This window comes from Alteromonas sp. ABH4_457 (genome assembly GCF_056160625.1).
Genome location: NZ_JBSWXN010000003.1, coordinates 183,036 through 202,122 on the forward strand (window position 1 = coordinate 183,036; position 19,087 = coordinate 202,122).

At 52.1% G+C, this 19,087-nt stretch carries 17 protein-coding genes and 1 riboswitch; of the genes, 14 read left to right on the forward strand and 3 right to left on the reverse strand.

Annotated features, from left to right (window positions below):
• Positions 1 to 30 precede the first annotated feature (30 nt).
• Positions 31 to 1,845, reverse strand: a complete 1,815-nt coding sequence (gene feoB / locus ACXAGR_RS07335) for a ferrous iron transporter B (RefSeq protein ID WP_474849018.1) — start codon at positions 1,843 to 1,845, stop codon at positions 31 to 33.
• Positions 1,846 to 1,889: 44 nt separating this feature from the next.
• Complete coding sequence (locus ACXAGR_RS07340) at positions 1,890 to 2,123, reverse strand: FeoA family protein (RefSeq protein WP_474843716.1); 234 nt, start codon at positions 2,121 to 2,123, stop codon at positions 1,890 to 1,892.
• 201 nt (positions 2,124 to 2,324) lie between these two features.
• Positions 2,325 to 2,438: riboswitch (TPP riboswitch) on the forward strand.
• Between the two features lie 94 nt (positions 2,439 to 2,532).
• Between ACXAGR_RS07340 and thiC the strand changes: the two genes are divergently transcribed.
• From thiC to thiH, 6 genes are read left to right on the forward strand one after another with little or no spacing between them, the layout of a single operon-like run.
• A complete protein-coding gene (gene thiC / locus ACXAGR_RS07345; RefSeq protein ID WP_474849020.1) occupies positions 2,533 to 4,416 on the forward strand; it encodes a phosphomethylpyrimidine synthase ThiC in 1,884 nt (627 codons plus the stop codon).
• The gene (thiE, locus tag ACXAGR_RS07350) at positions 4,416 to 5,954 is read left to right on the forward strand and encodes a thiamine phosphate synthase (RefSeq protein ID WP_474849022.1); all 1,539 of its coding nucleotides are present in this window, start codon (positions 4,416 to 4,418) and stop codon (positions 5,952 to 5,954) included. The genes thiC and thiE overlap by 1 nt, the downstream gene beginning before the upstream one ends.
• Positions 5,941 to 6,699, forward strand: coding sequence for a HesA/MoeB/ThiF family protein (locus tag ACXAGR_RS07355; RefSeq protein ID WP_474849024.1), 759 nt, complete (start codon positions 5,941 to 5,943; stop codon positions 6,697 to 6,699). Before thiE ends, ACXAGR_RS07355 begins: the two co-directional genes overlap by 14 nt.
• The gene (gene thiS, locus ACXAGR_RS07360; protein ID WP_474843724.1) at positions 6,696 to 6,896 is read left to right on the forward strand and encodes a sulfur carrier protein ThiS; all 201 of its coding nucleotides are present in this window, start codon (positions 6,696 to 6,698) and stop codon (positions 6,894 to 6,896) included. The genes ACXAGR_RS07355 and thiS overlap by 4 nt, the downstream gene beginning before the upstream one ends.
• A gap of 2 nt (positions 6,897 to 6,898) precedes the next feature.
• Complete coding sequence (locus ACXAGR_RS07365) at positions 6,899 to 7,669, forward strand: thiazole synthase (protein WP_474849487.1); 771 nt, start codon at positions 6,899 to 6,901, stop codon at positions 7,667 to 7,669.
• Positions 7,666 to 8,781 carry a 2-iminoacetate synthase ThiH gene (thiH, locus tag ACXAGR_RS07370; RefSeq protein ID WP_474849026.1) on the forward strand — a complete coding sequence of 372 codons (1,116 nt, stop codon included), beginning with the start codon at positions 7,666 to 7,668 and terminating at the stop codon, positions 8,779 to 8,781. Before ACXAGR_RS07365 ends, thiH begins: the two co-directional genes overlap by 4 nt.
• Positions 8,782 to 8,930: 149 nt before the next feature.
• Here thiH and ACXAGR_RS07375 read toward each other — a convergent pair whose 3' ends face one another.
• Entirely contained in the window at positions 8,931 to 10,175 is a 1,245-nt protein-coding gene (locus ACXAGR_RS07375) for a DUF4861 family protein (RefSeq protein ID WP_474849028.1), read from the reverse strand.
• Positions 10,176 to 10,385: 210 nt separating this feature from the next.
• Between ACXAGR_RS07375 and ACXAGR_RS07380 the strand changes: the two genes are divergently transcribed.
• The 8 genes from ACXAGR_RS07380 (at position 10,386) to uxaC (ending at position 19,083) form a co-directional block, all read left to right on the forward strand.
• The gene (locus ACXAGR_RS07380) at positions 10,386 to 11,147 is read left to right on the forward strand and encodes an SDR family oxidoreductase (protein WP_303573512.1); all 762 of its coding nucleotides are present in this window, start codon (positions 10,386 to 10,388) and stop codon (positions 11,145 to 11,147) included.
• A gap of 30 nt (positions 11,148 to 11,177) precedes the next feature.
• Entirely contained in the window at positions 11,178 to 12,023 is an 846-nt protein-coding gene (kduI, locus tag ACXAGR_RS07385) for a 5-dehydro-4-deoxy-D-glucuronate isomerase (protein WP_474849030.1), read from the forward strand.
• A gap of 14 nt (positions 12,024 to 12,037) precedes the next feature.
• Positions 12,038 to 13,024 (forward strand): TRAP transporter substrate-binding protein, encoded by a 987-nt coding sequence (locus ACXAGR_RS07390; RefSeq protein ID WP_474849032.1) that lies wholly within the window; start codon positions 12,038 to 12,040, stop codon positions 13,022 to 13,024.
• Between the two features lie 2 nt (positions 13,025 to 13,026).
• Positions 13,027 to 13,515 carry a TRAP transporter small permease gene (locus ACXAGR_RS07395; protein ID WP_474849034.1) on the forward strand — a complete coding sequence of 163 codons (489 nt, stop codon included), beginning with the start codon at positions 13,027 to 13,029 and terminating at the stop codon, positions 13,513 to 13,515.
• Positions 13,515 to 14,810 (forward strand): TRAP transporter large permease, encoded by a 1,296-nt coding sequence (locus ACXAGR_RS07400; RefSeq protein WP_474849036.1) that lies wholly within the window; start codon positions 13,515 to 13,517, stop codon positions 14,808 to 14,810. Before ACXAGR_RS07395 ends, ACXAGR_RS07400 begins: the two co-directional genes overlap by 1 nt.
• A gap of 201 nt (positions 14,811 to 15,011) precedes the next feature.
• A complete protein-coding gene (locus ACXAGR_RS07405) occupies positions 15,012 to 16,034 on the forward strand; it encodes a LacI family DNA-binding transcriptional regulator (RefSeq protein ID WP_474843737.1) in 1,023 nt (340 codons plus the stop codon).
• 132 nt (positions 16,035 to 16,166) lie between these two features.
• A complete protein-coding gene (locus ACXAGR_RS07410) occupies positions 16,167 to 17,654 on the forward strand; it encodes a UxaA family hydrolase (RefSeq protein WP_474843739.1) in 1,488 nt (495 codons plus the stop codon).
• A gap of 13 nt (positions 17,655 to 17,667) precedes the next feature.
• Complete coding sequence (gene uxaC / locus ACXAGR_RS07415) at positions 17,668 to 19,083, forward strand: glucuronate isomerase (protein ID WP_119499738.1); 1,416 nt, start codon at positions 17,668 to 17,670, stop codon at positions 19,081 to 19,083.
• Positions 19,084 to 19,087 lie beyond the last annotated feature (4 nt).

Sequence of the window (19,087 nt, forward strand, 5' to 3'; positions counted from 1 at the left end):
CACACTTAATAACGTGCTGTTTACCCGTTATCAGTACAACATATTCACCAGTACGGCGATAACATAGGCCAGGATACCGTATCCGACGTACAGGCCCCATGCGAGCTTATTACTGCCGGTTTCACCTTTCAGCATGGCAACGGTTGCCACACATTGCAGCGCCACAACGTAGAACAGCACCAGGCCAAGGCCGGCGCCGGTTGTCAGTCCGTCAGCCTGAATACGTTCGGCCAGACCATTCACATTGTCTTCAGCGTCATCCATACCGAACAATGTACCCAGCGCACCGACGAATACTTCACGGGCGAGAAACGACATCAGTATTGCCACGCCGTAACGCCAGTCCAGACCCATCGGCTCGAATACAGGCTGGATAACATGGCCGATTTGCCCGAGCCAGCTGTTTTCAAGAGTAGAACCCATTGGGAAATAACCCAAAATCCAGATCCCCACCGACACCACGAATATAATCGGTGCTGCACGGCGGACAAACTGCAACCCGCTGTCGATAACGCGGAAAGTCAGCGGCTTCCAGTGGGGTAAGCGGTACGTGGGTAATTCAAGAATGAACGGCATGTCTGACTCTTCCAGATCTCCCGGTAAGAAGCGCGACAGAAACTGGCTGACAATCAGGGCCGTAATAATACCGAAGAAATACAGGCCGAAGAAGGCAGCCCCCTGCAGACCAAAAATGCCCAGGAAAGTACCGTCTTCCGGCACCAGTACCGCAACCAGCAAGGCATAAACCGGCAAACGGGCTGAACAGGACATCAGCGGGATGGTCAGCATGGTGATAAGACGCTTGTGCGGCGACTCGATAGTACGGGCCGCCATGATGGCAGGAATGGCGCAGGCATGACCCGAAAGATAAGGAATAAAACTTCTGCCTGATAAACCCACTGCGCTCAACGGGCGGTGACACATCAGCGCCGCGCGGGCAAGATAACCGCTGTCTTCCAGCAAGCCGATAATGAAGGTCAGTACCATAATTTGCGGTACGAACACCAGGAAAGAGCCTAAGCCGCCGAATATGGCGTCGTTAAAAAAGTCGGTAACAATACCTTCTGGCGTAATGGCACTGACACCTTCAGCAACGCTGCCGATCAGCGTTTCCACGCCGTCCATCAGGGGGGCTGCGAGGGTAAAAATACTCTGGAAAAGTACGAACATGACGCCGAGGAATACCAGAGAGCCGGTCCAGCTGTTTAACAGGAAGCGGTCGAAGCTGTTCTGATTTTTCAGCACAACATCCAGTTGCAGGCCGTACTTTGAAGCCAGTGCCTGACTCTGGTTTACCGCGGACTCCCCTTCTGCCAGGGATGTCGTCGGGACATGACCTGACGGCGCTCTGGCAACAGACAGCATGGTCTGCTTAAATTCGTGTAACCCGTCCAGGGTTCTTGCCGACAGTGCCATTACCGGACTGCCCAAATCTTTACTCAGCGCCTCTGTATCGATATCTTCGCCGATCCTGCTGACTTCGTCGATGAAGTTGAGGGCAAAGAGTACAGCTTTATTGTTGGCCTTTGCCAGTTTCTGCACCTGCAGACCCAGCACTAAACTGCGCTCTAAACGGGTGGCATCAAGTACACAAACCACCAGAGAAGTATCGTCACGTTCTACAGATGTGGTGATTTCTTTAATTGCGATTTCTTCATCACGGCTCAGGCCACGAAGCGTATAAGTGCCGGGCAAGTCCACCACTTCAAAATCCTGACATTGACCCCGTTTAACTTCCACGGTAACACCGGGATAATTAGCGACTTTTTGTCGCAGACCGGTTAATTGATTGAATAAAAGACTCTTACCGGAATTGGGCTTTCCGACCATTAAAATGCGTTGCATGAAAAAGAGGTATCCTGTTACTGGCGACAGCGGAAAAGTGAGCGTTAGTTACGCACTTCAACTTCGATTTGTGCGGCGAGATTTTCTTCGATAGCAAACACACTGCCACCCAGTTGCATCACGATTGGCCCACCCAGCGGGCCTTTTCTGACACACTGAATATCTCTGCCAACTTGAATGCCCATTTCAGAAAGCCGCTCTTTCACATTCTCAGCCAGGTCTGAATTAACCGAGCTGATTAACGCCTGCTGTTTGGTAGTAAGTTCCCACAACGTCATAGGATGTCTCTGTAGTAAGTGCTGTTTGCCTGTTCTTTACCGAACAGCAAAATCCGGTGCTCCGGACCTGAAAATCTGTTGGAAGAGTACAAGAAAGTGGAGATATGAACCAGATGCTTTCTGCGTTGCAACGTTGAAAGCCCCAACTCTGTCGTTAAGACAAAGCTTGTTTTCTTTTCTAATCCATGATTATAGTAAAAACAGAACTTGTCGGAGTGCTTCGTCTTTCACATGAAAGCAAGCTGAGACCGCATTGCGGGATCCGTAGAACCTGATCAGGCTAATACCTGCGAAGGGAACAAGCAGCAACACCGTTCCACCATCACAACAGACGACCGTCTGTTTGCCGGTGTTGCCCTTGTATACTCACTCCTGACAAGCATTTATCACCCGTAAAGGAACAAATGCTATGTCAACACGACGCGAGAAACGCCAGCAGGCACAAACATTTATACAATCACTGAAAGGTGAAGCTTTTCCTAATTCTTTCCGCCAGTACGAGGAAGGATCTGTCCCGTCCATTCGTGTGCCCATGCGGATGATTGCCCAGTCTCCTACCCGCATCAGCGAACAGGAAGAAGAAATCAATCCGGATATTCCCGTATACGACGCCTCCGGTGTATTTGGCGACCCGGCCTGTGAAGTCGATGTGACCAGAGGCATTCCGCATTGCCGCGCTGAGTGGATTAACGCACGAAGCGATACGCAAGCCATTGCCGCATCTGAATCATCCTATACGCAGGCGCGGGATGCAGACATCACCTCAGAATCCATTCGTTTTAAGGCGAAAAATACCATCCGTAAAGCTGTTTCCGGCAAGGTAGTAACGCAACTGCACTATGCCCGCCTGGGCATGGTGACGCCGGAAATGGAATACATCGCTATCCGCGAAAATATGGGTCGCGCTGCGATCAAAAATGAACTGTTGAACCAGCAGCACAAAGGAGAAGCCTTCGGCGCAAACATACCACCGGAAATCACCGGCGAGTTCGTGCGCCGTGAAGTCGTAGAAGGCCGGGCGATTATTCCGGCCAACATCAACCACCCTGAAGCTGAGCCGATGATTATCGGACGAAACTTCCTGGTCAAAGTGAATGCCAACATCGGTAATTCCGCGGTGACCTCGTCCATTGAAGAGGAAGTGGAAAAGCTGGTCTGGGCCACACGCTGGGGCGCTGACACCATCATGGATTTATCCACCGGCCGCAATATTCACGAAACCCGTGAATGGTTACTGCGTAACAGCCCGGTCCCCATTGGCACAGTGCCCATTTATCAGGCGCTGGAAAAGGTCAATGGCGTCGCTGAAGATCTCGACTGGCCGGTTTTTCGTGACACCCTGATTGAACAGGCGGAGCAAGGGGTGGATTATTTTACTATCCATGCCGGCGTGCGCTTACCCTTTGTACCGTTAACCGCTAAGCGCGTTACGGGTATCGTGTCCCGTGGTGGAGCCATTATGGCGAAATGGTGTTTGTATCATCATCAGGAAAGTTTTCTGTATGAACATTTCCGCGAAATCTGTGAAATCTGCGCTCAATATGACGTAAGCCTGTCACTGGGTGACGGTCTGCGCCCGGGTTCTGTTGCCGACGCCAACGATGAAGCACAATTTGCCGAACTGCGCACCTTAGGCGAACTCACAGCTATCGCGTGGGAATATGACGTTCAGGTGATGATAGAAGGTCCTGGCCACGTGCCCATGCATCTGATTAAGGAAAACATGGATGAGCAGTTATCTCATTGTCATGGCGCACCGTTTTACACCCTCGGTCCGCTGACAACGGATATCGCCCCGGGGTATGACCATTTCACATCCGGGATCGGCGCGGCACTCATTGGCTGGTATGGCTGTGCCATGCTTTGCTACGTCACCCCCAAAGAGCATCTTGGCCTGCCGGATAAAGAAGATGTGAAGCAGGGCCTGATTACTTACAAAATTGCCGCCCACGCAGCAGACCTGGCAAAAGGTCACCCCGGCGCACAAATACGCGACAATGCCATGTCGAAAGCCCGCTTTGAGTTTCGCTGGGAAGACCAGTTTAATCTGGCACTGGATCCGTTTACCGCCCGCGCCTATCACGACGAAACCCTGCCGCAAGCTTCAAGCAAGGTGGCGCACTTCTGCTCCATGTGCGGTCCGAAATTCTGCTCCATGAAGATTTCTCAGGAAGTCCGTGACCATGCACAGGCGGAAGAAGCGAAGCAACAGGGCATGGCCGATATGGCGAAGAAGTTTTCTGCCTCCGGCCGCGCTCTCTACGTTGATGCTGCCGTTGCTGAGGGCGAATAATGTTACCCCGTGTTTTAACCATTGGCGGCACCGACAGTTCCGGCGCCGCCGGTTTACAGCAGGACCAGCGTGCGCTGCAATGTTTTGCTGTCCACCAGCTTAGTGTGGTCTCGCTGGTCAGCGCGCAAACTCATGACAGTGTGCTGCACGTTTCTCCGGTATCGCCGGCGTCATTATCGGCACAGCTGCAAGTCGCTTTTCAGCCGCAGATCCCTGCGGTAATAAAAGTGGGCGCGCTGGCGAATGATGAACAGATCCGATTGCTTATTAAAAAGCTGTCTGAATATCCCCAAGTGCCGGTGATTTGGGACCCTGTATTACAGACATCATCAAAGAGTAAGCTCGGTGAATTATCGTTTGATGCTATCGCCGGACTATTGCCCTACGTCACGCTTATCACGCCGAACTATGGTGAACTGGCCTGGCTGACAGGCTTTACGTTACGGCAAGCCAAAGATGAGCTGGCAGCAGCCCATCAGCTTATCGCTTCCGGCTGCGATCAGGTACTGGTAAAAGGCGGTCACAGACCAGACTCATCGCTCCGGCCCGACTCCGGGAACGCGGCGGAAATCTGTGATGTGCTGTACAGCAAAGAAAACGTCCGGCGTTTTGTGCACAAAGCACGGCAGCCTTTTGATTTAAGGGGTTCCGGTTGCCTGCTTGCATCGGCTATCGCCGGTGCATTGGCTGAGCAATACATTACCGAAGATGCGGTTTCGCTGGCCGCAGCTGTGGTTGCCGCAGCCTGGCAACAGGCAGAGCTTGTTTTACCTGAAACGGCTGTCCTTCATCGCCCACCGTCTGAACGTGGGATGCTCGTTGAACAACAGGCCCCGTCGCTTCCCGCCTCACTGCTTCCCTACTTCCCGGCAGTTTTTGAAGGCTTGATACCGGCAAAGAATAACTATTCTTTCCCTGACTTGCTGGATTCTGCGCCCGGGCTTTACCCGGTGGTCGACAGCCTTGAATGGCTGCAGCGCCTTCTCCCTTTAAATCTTAAGATTATCCAGTTGCGGATAAAATCCGCCGGTACAGCGCTGAGTGAAACCATCCGCGAAGCAGTAACTATGGCTGCCGGTTACAACACCCAGCTTTTCATCAACGACCACTGGCAACTGGCTATTGAACACGGGGCATATGGTGTGCATCTCGGGCAGGAAGATCTCGCCACTGCCGATTTGAGTGCCATTGCCCGTGCCGGGTTGCGGCTGGGCATTTCGACTCACGGATATGCAGAGCTGTGCCGCGCCATTCAAATCCGGCCTTCTTACATAGCGCTGGGTCATATTTTTCCTACCAGAACGAAAGATATGCCCTCTGCACCACAAGGGCCGGCGCGGTTGGCTGACTACGTGTCACTTTGCAAATATCACGGCATTCCTACTGTGGCCATCGGCGGTATTAAGTTGAGTAATATCGACACCGTGGCTGCCACAGGCACAGATGCCATTGCCGTCGTAACGGCTATTACAGAAAGCGATAACCCGGAAGACGCCGTCAACGCATTGCGCGGGAGGTGCCGCCGTGCTGACCACTGAACTGTATTCCCGCTACAGCCGTCATTTACTGCTGGATAATTTTGATGAGGAAGCCCAGCTGCAACTCATGCAATCAAAAGTCATGCTGTTCGGCTGCGGAGGACTGGGTTGTCAGGTAGCCATGGCACTGGTGTCTGCCGGTGTGGGCGAAATTGTGCTGATCGACCATGACATCGTGGAAATCAGTAATTTACCCCGCCAGTGGCTGTTTACCGAAGCCGATGCGGGACAAAAGAAAGTCTATGCTGCACGGTCGCGACTGACAGCCATGCATGGCAGGTGTCAGATAAGATGTATCGACGACCCTGCCGATCCCGTCAGACTTGCCACTCACCTGCCGTACTGTTCGTTACTGCTGGATTGCACAGACAGCGTGTCCAGCAGAAAATTTGTCAATAGACTGTCCCTTGAACATAAGCTGCCGCTCATTTCCGCCAGTGCCGCAGGCTTTTCCGCCACGGCGCTGGCGCAGAATCCGGTATCCGGTTCGGCCTGTTATGAATGCATGGAACAGATTAGTGAGCACCCACAAACGTGCATGGAGCAGGGAATATTCAGTCCTGTAGTTGCCATTGCCGGTCAGTTCCAGGCCAGCCTTGCACTCAGTTACCTGTGCGGCATTCAGCCTGTGGATTTCGGACAACTTCACGTCTACGACGGCCGCGCCCTCACCCTGCGGCATTTCAGAATCAATAAAAATCCGGCGTGTCCGGCATGCTCAAATCATATCGGGGGAAAACCATGAACATATTGTGTAACGGTGACAAGCTTACTCTGCCAGAAGGCAGCCTGCTCGCCGATGCGATCAGTGACTATCTGCAGCAAACCCCGTCAGTGGCTGTAGCGGTAAACCAGACAATCATTCCGGCCAGCCAGTGGCAACATCATAAGCTGCAACCTGACGATGCCGTAGAACTCTTTACTCTGGTAGCGGGAGGTTAATGATGCTGACAATTGCCGGCACTACTTTTACATCCAGATTATTCACCGGTACAGGGAAATTCAGTCACCCTGACATCATGAAAGATGCCCTGGTCGCCAGCCAGACCCGGCTTGTTACGCTGGCACTTAAACGGCTTTCAAAAGGCGACGTGCCCGACCCTACCCTCAGCGTTCTACGTTCGCTGCCGGTTACATTACTGCCGAACACTTCCGGTGCGGCGACAGCGGAAGAAGCGGTTTATGCGGCCCGTCTGGCCAGAGAGCTGTTAGGTACCAGCTGGCTGAAACTGGAAATTCATCCCGATCAGCGTTTTTTGCTGCCAGACCCGGTGGAAACACTCAAAGCCGCTGAAGTGTTGTGTAAAGAAGGCTTTAACGTGCTGCCTTATTGTCATGCGGATCCTATTTTGTGCAAGCGCTTAGAAGAAGCCGGATGCGCAGCAGTGATGCCACTTGGCGCACCTATCGGTTCCAATAAAGGCCTGCAAACCCGCGAGTTCCTGCATATCATCATTGAACAGGCCGGAATCCCGGTGGTGGTTGATGCCGGGATCGGCGCTCCCTCTCATGCCTGCGAAGCCATGGAAATGGGTGCTGATGCAGTACTGGTAAATACCGCCATTTCTGCCTCTGCCCAACCGGTTGCCATGGCCAGTGCGTTTGCAAAAGCCGTGGAAGCCGGCCGCGAGGCCTGGCTGGCCGGTACCGCACCGGTCAACTCCCGGGCTTCTGCCACCAGCCCGTTCACACAGTTTCTGGCAGGTTTGTCATGACGGTGGCAGAAGAGCTGTCCCGCACAGACTGGGACGATGTCAGGTTGGCACTTTACAGCAAAAGCGCGGCAGATGTGATGTTAGCACTGCAAGGCCCCGCCCGGCATTGGCAGGATTTTCTTGCGCTGATATCCCCTGCTGCAGAAGCATTTCTGCCGGATATGGCTGTTAAAGCACAGACCCTCACCCGCCAGCGTTTCGGCCATACCGTGTCTTTGTTTGTGCCCTTGTATCTGTCAAACCTGTGCGCCAACGAATGCACCTATTGCGGCTTCACCATGAGCAATAAAATTAAGCGCACGAAACTGACCATGGCTGAAATATCAGAGGAAGTTTATGCCATCAAGAAAATGGGTTTTGATTCTGTTTTGCTGGTGACCGGCGAGCACGAAACAAAAGCAGGCATGGATTACTTCCTGCAGGCAGTTAAGTTAGTAAAGGCTCACTTCAGTCATGTTGCCATGGAGGTGCAACCGCTTTCCACAGATGAGTACCGTGCCCTTGCAGCAGCCGGAACTGACAGTGTGCTGGTTTATCAGGAAACCTATCATCGCGCTCACTATGCAGAGTATCACCTGCGGGGCAGAAAGCAGGATTTCGACTGGCGGTTAGCAACACCGGACAGGCTTGGCGAAGCTGGTATGAACAAAATCGGTCTGGGTGCGTTGCTCGGGCTATCCGAATGGCGGACGGACAGCGCATTTACCGCATTACATCTCAGCCTGTTACAACAGCGTTACTGGAAAAGCCGCTACTCCGTTGCATTCCCCCGCATCAAGCCCTGCGCCGGTGACCAGATTTCACAGAAAAGCCAGGTATCAGATAAGCAGCTCATACAACTGATTTGCGCTTACCGGCTGTGTTTTCCGGAAGTGGAATTAAGCCTTTCCACAAGGGAATCCCCGACATTTCGCGACAACGTCGTACCATTGGCCATTAATCAATTGTCTGCCGCATCGCAAACTCAACCTGGTGGATACAGCGCTCCCACAACAGCACTGGAGCAATTCTCAACCGAAGACACCCGCTCAGCCAACGAAGTCGCAAACAGCCTCACCGTACGCGGACTCGACCCCGTATGGACAGACTGGCTGAATGCATTCGGCCGTTAAGCAGCCCGGGCAAAAGGGAAGCTTTGAATGCGTTTCAAACCCTCAGCCGCAGGGATGCTGCTGTGGAGCTCCCATGGATGGGTTCACAGCGTGTTTGAAACGCATCAAGGTTTTCCAGCTCATGCGTCCGGCTTGCTTCCCGGATCAACCTACCCCGCTGTTACAGGGCTTGCCAGTGCTTTGAGTTTGGTTTTGAGCAGTTCTGTAAAACCGCTTTCGTCATCCGGGCTGTCAGGGTGAGAAGGCCATACTGCCATGAACTGATATTCCATGGTTGTTGCCGGTTTGAACTGAATCAAATAGTCATATTCCGCTTCAAATTTGCGGGAAATATCGTCCACTTTGTAGAACAGTGCCATGCCCAGCTCGTCATCTTCGCCCAGCAAGCTTTGCTTACCGTAAGTGGCAATGACGCCCCAGCCGTTCATTTCCAGTTCGATGTACTGAGTGTTGTCATGCTTAACAATGCCAGTTACCAGGTCATCTGCTGTCTCACTTAACGACACGGTTACCGTGGTTGACGGGTCACCGGCGTGAATTTCGTAATCTGCACTGGCATCGAGCTTCTTACCATTCACATCCCAGCCATTGTAATTAACAGTGAACCCGGCAGACAGCTTGTCGTCATGGCCCAGTGCCCAGGACATCTCGTCCACGTTCTGCATATGCATTACCGTGTCGCCTTCCATACGGCCAAAAGAGCCAAGACCCAGCGCTTTACCCACTTTCAGCACGTCGCCGCCCCAGTCAGACAGGTCATGATAGCTGTCGTAACCATCCTGACCTACCTGATGCAGCACGGGTTCATTACCGGTTTTCACGAAGATATCCGTGCCGTTACGCCAGTCCAGATATAAGCGGTACCCCACCAGGTCATTTTCCCAGCCCGGTCCTTCATAACGTAAATAGTATGAATGATCAGTCAGTTGCGGAGGCGCAGTAAAAGAATCCACATTCTCAAAGCTGAAACCGTCTGCTTTGTACTCTTTACCATCCCATTCACCGCCCTGACGAACCGACAATTCAGTGTAAGCAACATCCGGTGCATCCGGGGCTGAATCTGACAGAGCAATTGTGGCTTTTTCACCGGCATCCAATGTGACTAAAACGTTAAGAACATCATTTCCCTGCTGATCTTTTGTCCACTCAGAAGGAAAGTTTGTCACTTTTTTTGTCACTGCATTGTCGTCATCAAAAGCGCTTGCCGGAAAACGCAGAAGTTGCGGAAGCGCTGCGCCGCTGGCCGGATTACTCACGCTGACCCTACTCACAACAGATTCTGCAGATGATTGTTTTTCCTGACTTTCCTGACTAGAAGACGGGTTTTTATCAGGGCTGCATGCGGCAGCGGATAACGCCAGAATGATACTCAGTGGCAGGGTTGATTTCTTCATATTGCGCTCCGTGATTTCGTCGTTTAGAGGTCGTTATTCGGGGAAATACTTTGCACTAATATATTGACAATTGCCACCGGTGGCAATTATTTTAAATGTTGTTAACATTGTAAACTGTGTGTGGTGTTTCATCGCTTATCCGGAAAATGCGTTTCCGGTTCATTTACAACACCCGCAAAATTCATCGTTTTTACGCAAAAAGGAAATGTCATGCCTAACTTCAGTTTGACGGGAAAACGTGCGCTGGTCACCGGTGCCAGCCGCGGTATCGGACAAGCCATGGCCGTCGCTCTGGCCGAATCCGGCGCCAGTGTTATTTGCGCCAGTTCCCGTGAAGGCGGATGTGAAGAAACCCTCGCCAAAATCCGCGCCGTCAGCAACGTGGAAGTTACCGCCCTGCATGCCGATCTGTCAGACATGGCAGCGGTTCAGAAGCTGGCTGATGACGCACAGGCTGTTTGGGGAGGTATCGATATTCTGGTGAATAACGGCGGTACAATTTTCCGCAGCCCGGCCGTGGATTTCCCGCTGGAGGAATGGCAGAACGTGTTGCGCGTAAATACAGACTCAGCGTTTCTGCTTAGCCAGCAAATTGGCCGCAACATGATTGAACAGGGTTACGGCAAAATCATTAATACCGCATCTATGCTCAGTTACAGCGGCGGCATCACAGTGCCTGCCTACACTGCCAGCAAGCATGCCATTGCCGGCTTAACTAAAGCTCTGGCTAATGAATGGGGCAAGCACAACGTTCAGGTGAACGCTATTGCACCCGGCTATATCCGTACCGACAACACGCAGGCTCTGCAGGACGATGCAGGCCGCAGCAAGGAAATTATTTCAAGGATCCCGGCCGGACGCTGGGGCGAGACGGAAGACTTAAAAGGCGCACTGGTGTTTCTGGCCAGTGATGCAAGCAATTACGTGAACGGCCATGTGTTAGCCGTCGACGGCGGCTTCCTTGCCCGCTGATCCTCACAAACCCTACAAGAGACAGGCACCATGACTACTGAACACGAAATCCGTTACGCCGTAGGACAACGGGAAGTTAAGTCTTACGACACCAATGAACTGCGTGAAACCTTTCTGGCTGACAAACTCATGCAGCACGGCAAAATCTACTGGGTCTACAGCCACTATGAGCGTTTCATGGTGGGCAGCGCAGTACCAACTTCTGCGCCACTGAAACTGGAAACGCTGGATGACCAGCTGAAAATGAGTTACTTCACCGCCCGTCGTGAAGTGGGTGTTATTAACATCGGCGGCACCGGGACAGTCACTGTAGGCGACACCACCTACACACTGGAAAAAGAAGAAGCTCTGTATATCGGTAAAGATAACGAATCCGTTGTGTTTGCTTCAGACGATGCGGCTAATCCGGCGAAGTTTTACCTGAATTCAGCACCGGCGCACCATGTTTACCCATGCAAAAAAGTGGGTAAAGGCGATGCCAATGTGCTGCATCTTGGCAGTCAGGAAACCAGTAACGAACGTGATATTAATCAGTTGCTTATCAACACCGTGGTTGATACCTGTCAGTTACAAATGGGGTTAACCCGTCTGGCACCAGGCAGTGTGTGGAATACCATGCCGGCCCACCAGCACGACCGTCGTAACGAAGTGTACTTCTACTTCGACTTAGCCGACGGACAGGCAGTCTGCCACTTTATGGGTGAGCCACAGGAAACCCGTCATATTTTTGTTTCCAATGAGCAGGCAGTGCTGTCACCGCCCTGGTCAATTCACTGCGGTGTGGGTACTGCGAACTATGCGTTCATCTGGGGCATGGCCGGGGAAAACCTCGACTATGACGATATGGACAAGTTCCCGCCAGACCAGCTCAGATAAGTATTGAGGTAAGTATGTTGCGCCGTAAAGTTGTACCGGTACTGCTGCTTGTATTCATCACAAGCCTGATTGCCGGCTGTGGCAGTAAGCAGGACAGTGACGTGGTGGTACTCAGATTGGGGCATTCTCTGGATCCCCAGCATTCTGTGCACAAAGCCATGGTATTTTTAGGTGAACGCCTGGACGAATATTCCGGCGGCACCATGCAGGTAGCGATTTATCCCGGCAGCCAGTTAGGCACCGAACGGGAAATGATTGAGCTGCTGCAAATCGGTTCGCTGGACATGACCAAAGTGTCTGCCAGTCCGCTGGAAGGCTTTGCGCCGGAAATGCAGATTTTTAGTATTCCCTATGTGTTCCGTGACAATGAGCACTACTGGAACGTGCTTAACAGTAACGTGGGCAAAGATTTGCTCTCTGGTGTGGAAGCGTTCAAGCTGAAGGGCCTGGGTTACTACGACGCCGGCAGCCGCAGCTTCTATACTACTGACCGCCCTATCCGCACGCCGGAAGATCTAAAAGGATTAAAGATCCGTGTACTGAACAGCCCTACAGCGGTGAAAACCGTACGTGCGCTGGGCGGAGCAGCCACACCGGTCTCCTGGGGCGAACTGTACACAGCTTTGCAGCAGGGTGTTGTTGACGGTGCGGAAAACAATCCGCCCAGCTATTACCTGTCCCGCCACTACGAAATCGCCCGTTACTATTCGCTGGATGAGCACACCTCTGTACCTGACGTCATGCTGATGTCGCTGCGTACCTGGAACAATCTTACACCTCAGCAGCAGGGCTGGCTCAATCAGGCCATGGCCGACTCCGTGGTGTATCAGCGTAAATTGTGGCAGGCGTCTACAGAAGAGTCTCTGGAAAAAGTGATTGCTGATGGTGTGGAAGTGATTTATCCCGACAAGCAACCCTTTGTGGATGCAGTAAAACCTTTCCACGACAGCTATGCCGGCTCTGAAGTGGGTAATCTGCTAGATAAAATTAAGGCGATGTAATCATGCGACAGTTAGTAAAGTTAATTGATAAGAGTCTTGCAGCGTCGCTGATTGCTGCCATGGCCGCTATCCTTCTGGTGGTGGTGTGGCAGGTTATTTCCCGCTACCTGCTGAAAGATCCCGCTTCGGTAACTGAAGAGCTATCCCGCTTCCTGCTTATCTGGATTGGCATTTTAGGTTCTGCTTACGCATACCGACAGAAAGTCCATCTGGGCTTTAATCTCATCGTAAACCGTCAGTCAGAAACTGTGCGCAGACTCATTATGACCCTCGTTGAACTGCTGGTTGTTACCTTTTGTGTGCTGGTACTTATTGTCGGCGGTAACGCACTGGTCAGCCTGACACTGGATCTCAATCAGATTTCCGCAGCACTTGGCGTAAAAATGGGCTGGATTTACACCGTTCTGCCGGTTTCCGGTGTCATCATGGTGTTCTACAGCTTCATCAATATTTATAACCTCTGGATAGACGAGTCACAGGAGCCGCTGTAATGGAAATGACTGCAATAATCCTCATCGTTGGCTTCTTTTTCTTTTTACTTATTAATGTACCGGTTTCGATGAGTATAGGCCTGGCGACGCTGGTTGCCATGCTCATGAGTATCGAGTTTGAACCTGCGGTCACCACCATCGCACAGCGTATGGCCGGCGGACTGGACAGCTTCGCGCTGCTTGCAATACCTTTTTTCGTAATGTCAGGTCTGATCATGGGGCGCGGTGGTATTGCTAAACGGCTGATTGAATGTGCCATGGCACTTATCGGTGCGCTGCCGGGGGGTCTCGCACTGGTGAACGTGGTGTCCTGCATGCTGTTTGGTGCCATCTCAGGCTCTGCGGTTGCAGCCTGTTCAGCTATCGGCAGTTTCATGCTGCCGGAAATGAAGAAAAAAGGCTATGACCCTAATTTTTCAGCGGCGGTTACAGCGGCGGCTGCAACGACCGGCATGCTTATCCCGCCAAGTAATATCCTGATTGTTTATGCTATTGCCAGTGGCGGTGTATCTATTGCAGCACTGTTCATGGCGGGCTACATTCCGGGCATCATGGTGGGTCTGGCACTCATGGTGGTGTGCTACATCTGGGCAAAAATAAAAGGCTACCCGCTGTCAGACCGCTTACCCATGAAAGTGGTCGCCGAAAAACTACTGGCCGCTATTCCAAGTCTGTTTCTTATCGTGCTGGTGATCGGCGGTATCGTCGGCGGCGTATTTACCGCAACAGAAGCCGGCGCCATTGCTGTGGTGTATTCACTCATTCTGTCTGTGGGTGTTTACGGCGAGGTAAAAACCAGAGAACTGCCCGGCATTCTGCTTAAGTCTGCAGAGACCACCGCTATTGTTATGTTGCTGATTGCAGCATCTACGGCGATGTCATGGTTACTGTCGTTTGAGAATATTCCGCAAACGCTCAGCGCCGCATTACTGGAACTCAGTGACAACCCTATTGTCATCTTACTGCTTATCAACCTGTTGTTGATTGTGGTGGGTGCATTTTTGGATATGACACCGGCCGTTCTTATTTTTACGCCAATCTTTCTGCCGGTTGCCATGCAGCTGGGTATGTCCCCGTTGCAGTTCGGCATTATGATTGTGCTTAATTTGTCTATTGGTTTGTGTTCACCGCCGGTAGGTGCAGTACTGTTTATCACCTGTGCCATCGCAAAAACCAAACTGGAAAATATAATCCGGCCATTGTTGCCACTTTATGCCGCGATGTTTGTGGTGCTGATGTTAGTCACCTATGTGGCGTGGTTCTCAGAAGCACTGCCCGCAGCACTGGGGTTCTGATATGCGCATTAACAAGCCCTGCCACTGGTAGGGCTTGTACGTATTAAGATTGTGAATCCGCAGTGTAAAAGGCTAAACTTACCCGACCTGACCGTTCCGCAGGATACCCTACAGGGGGAACAGCAGGTGTCAGAGGTGCAAAGAGCAACAATGATTAAATAAAACGAGCAGCGTTAACGCTAATAATAATAAGTGAAAAACATGGATAAACGTCCGACTATCAATGATGTAGCCCGCCTTTCAGGGGTGTCTAAACGTACGGTTTCCCGCGTGATCAACGGCGCCACCAACGTGGGTGCGGCCACCCGGGAAAAAATCCAGAAAGTCATTGATGAGTTAGGCTTTTCTCCGGATAAGCAGGCCCGTGGCCTCGCTGCCTCCCGCTCATTTCTGCTCGGTATGATTTACGATAACCCGGATGCCCTGTATATCGACCAGGTGCAACGGGGCGTTCTGAACGTCTGTTCAGAAAAAGGCTATGAACTGGTTGTTCATCCCTGCCACTACAACTCACCGGATTTCATCGACAACTGTATAAAGTTCGTCAAACGCTCGAATATCGACGGCGTGGTGATCCTGCCGCCGGTGTCTGAAGCCAAAGAACTGGCTGCCGCCCTGCGCGATCAGGCTATCAATTATGTACGTATGGCGTCAGTGGATTTAGACGACCACGCGAACATTGTGGTGTCTGACGACCGTGCTGCCATCAGCGATCTCGCCCGCTATCTGGTGTCTCTGGGACACCGCGACATTGCCATCATCAGTGGTCCGCAGGCTTACTACTCTTCCATTGAACGTCTTGAAGGTTTCCTCGATACCCTGCGCGAGCTGGGCATCGATTTACCCGATAACCGCGTTATCGAAGGTAAAAACAGTTATGAAAGCGGTATCGAATGTGCCCGCAGTCTGCTTATTCAGTCATCCCGCCCTGCAGTCATTTTTGCCAACAACGACGAAATGGCCGCCGGCGTACTGAAAGTCGCTCATGAAATGGGTATTCGCGTGCCGGAAGAACTTTCTATTGCCGGATTCGATGATAACTTGCTGGCAGCCAGAGTTATCCCGTCACTGACCACAGTGAAGCGCCCGGTAACGGCCATGGCATCACTGGCTGCGAAGAAAATTATTGCGATGATCGAAAACAAACCGACGGACGACATGGAAAGTTATCTGGTGAAACCTCACCTGATCATTCGTGAGTCCACCCGCAAAGCAGAAAAGTAAAAGAATTTCACTGATGAAGATTGATCCGCTGTTTATTCTGACCTACAATGCCACCGGTGGCATTCATGTTAAGAAACTGTTCCCATTGTCTTAACAGAATTAACGGTGCCTTTCGCCAGCAGGAGTGTAAGTATGCAAGACCAAACCCAATTGATTCAGGTTCATCCGCAGGACAATGTTGCCGTAGCAACAATGGACTTAGAGGCGGGTATCCAAAACAATGATCTTGGGCTTACCCTGGCTGATGCTATCCCCGCGGGACATAAGGTTGCCCTGAAGGCCATGAAGGCCGGTGAAAACATTGTTAAATATGGCTTTCCCATTGGTCATTTAACAGAAGATGTTGCCGCCGGTGCCCATATTCACAGCCACAACCTGAAAACCAATCTCAGCGGTCAGGAAGCATACACGTGGAAAGACCTGAAGAAAAGTGCTACCGGGAGCAATGCCACAGATGGCACGTTCATGGGCTATCGCAGAGAAAATGGCAAGGTTGGGATCCGCAACGAAATATGGATTATCAATACCGTTGGCTGCGTAAACCGCACTGCAGAGCGCATTGCTTCAGAGTGTGAGCGCCGTTTTGCCAACGAGTGTGACGGATTCCGCGCTTTTACTCACCCCTTTGGTTGCTCGCAGCTGGGCGACGATTTAACAGATACCCGCGCAATTCTGGCAGCACTGGCTTCTCACCCTAATGCCGGTGCTGTTTTAATCGTTGGTCTTGGCTGCGAGAACAACCAGCTTTCAGCCATGCTGGAGCTGGTAGATAAACCTGAAGACCGCCTGCGTTATTACAATTCACAGCAGGTAGGTGACGAAATTGAAGAAGGTATCCGTCTGGTTTACGAAATGCTGAAACCGGTGGGTGCCGACAAACGGGAACTGATCCCCGCCTCAGAACTGGTTCTGGGCGTTAAATGCGGCGGTAGTGATGCGTTCAGCGGTATTACCGCTAACCCGCTGGTTGGCCGCATGACCGACATTTTAACCGGCATCGGCGGTACTGTACTGCAAACAGAAACCCCAGAGATGTTCGGTGCAGAACAGTTGCTGATGGACCGCGCCGTGTCTGAGCCCGTGTTCAACGACATTGTTTCACTGGTCAACGAATTCAAACAATACTTCCTCGACCATAACCAGCCTGTATACGAAAACCCGTCCCCGGGTAACAAAGCCGGCGGTTTAACGACACTGGAAGAAAAATCCCTCGGTGCGGTGCAGAAAGGCGGTCAGGCGGCTGTCGGCGGCGTACTGAAATACGGTGAACCTGTTCACCAGAAAGGTTTGTCACTGCTGCAGGCGCCGGGTAACGACGCTGTCAGCTCAACGGCCCTGGCCGCCAGTGGCGCTCATATTGTTTTATTCACCACCGGGCGCGGTACACCGCTCGGGTTCCCTGTACCCACAATAAAAATATCGTCAAATTCCAGAATAGCAGAACAAAAACCACACTGGATTGACTTCAATGCGGGACAAGTGCTGCAAGGTGTCAGTATTGACGACTGCGCAGCACAGTTGTACCAACTTTGTCTCACTACAGCGTCAGGACAACTGACCTGTAATGAGAAGAATGGCAGTCATGAAATTGCTATTTGGAAACGAGGCGTAACCCTTTAAAAAAGAGAATGTTATGAAACCGATTTTACTTCATGAAGACAGGCTTTTTCCGGTTGATGAAAAGACCCGCGGCATCGCCCGTGAGTTGTATCAGTCTGTCAGGGACCTGCCTATTATCAGCCCTCATGGACATACTGATCCGCGCTGGTTTGCCTACGACGAAAACTTCGGGAATGCTACCGAACTGTTTATTCTGCCTGATCACTACGTGTTTCGTATGTTGTATTCTCAGGGTATCACCCTTGAGCAGTTAGGCATCCGCCGCTGGGATGGCGGTGAGTCTGAAGCAGACCCGCGTAAAATCTGGCAGCTGTTCGCTGACCACTACTACCTGTTTCCGGGTACACCGTCGCGCATGTGGCTCGACACTGTATTTAAAAACGTGTTCGGCCTTACCGACATGCTGTGCTCAGACAACGCCATGGACTACTACGAGTTCATCACCAAAGAGCTGGCGAAACCTGAATACAAGCCCCGTGCACTGATGGACCGCTTTAACATTGAGTTAATTGCCACCACTGAAGGCGCACTGGATCCGCTGACTCATCACGGCGCGATTAAAGGCACCGGCTGGGACAAGCGCGTTATTACCACCTTCCGTCCTGACGACGTGGTAGATGCTTCCCGCGAAGATTTCGTAGATAACATCGCTAAACTGGGTGATATCACCGGTGAAGACACCACCAGCTGGCAGGGCTATCTGGCCGCATTGCGTCAGCGCCGTCAGGTATTCCGTGAACACGGTGCTACCGCTACAGACCACGGCCACCCGACTGCCGCCACCGCAGACTTATCTGCCGCTGAATGCGAAAGCCTGTTTGCGAAAGTGCTGTCAGGGGATTCCTCAGCCGCCGAGCAGGAACTGTTCCGTGCACAGATGCTTACCGAACTGGCCGGCATGAGTGTGGAAGATGGCATGGTGATGCAAATCCACCCGGGATCATTCCGTAACCATAACGAAAGCCTGTTTAAGAAATTCGGCCGCGATAAAGGCCACGATATTCCTATGCAGACTGACTACGTTAACGCACTGAAGCCATTGCTGAACAAGTACGGTAACGAAGCGAATCTGAATATCATCCTGTTTACCCTGGATGAAACCGTGTATGCCCGCGAACTTGCACCGCTGGCCGGTCACTATCCGTGCCTGAAACTGGGTCCGGCGTGGTGGTTCCACGACAGCCCGGAAGGCATGCTGCGTTTCCGTCACAACGTTACTGAAACTGCCGGTTTCTATAACACCGTTGGTTTTAATGACGATACCCGCGCGTTCCTGTCTATTCCGGCCCGTCACGATGTGGCCCGTCGTATCGACTGCCGTTTCCTGGCGCAACTGGTGGTTGAACACCGCGTTGCCGACTGGGAAGCCGCCGAACTGGCGCAGCAGCTGTCTTATAATCTGGCGAAAAACGCTTACAAACTGGGGTAACCGC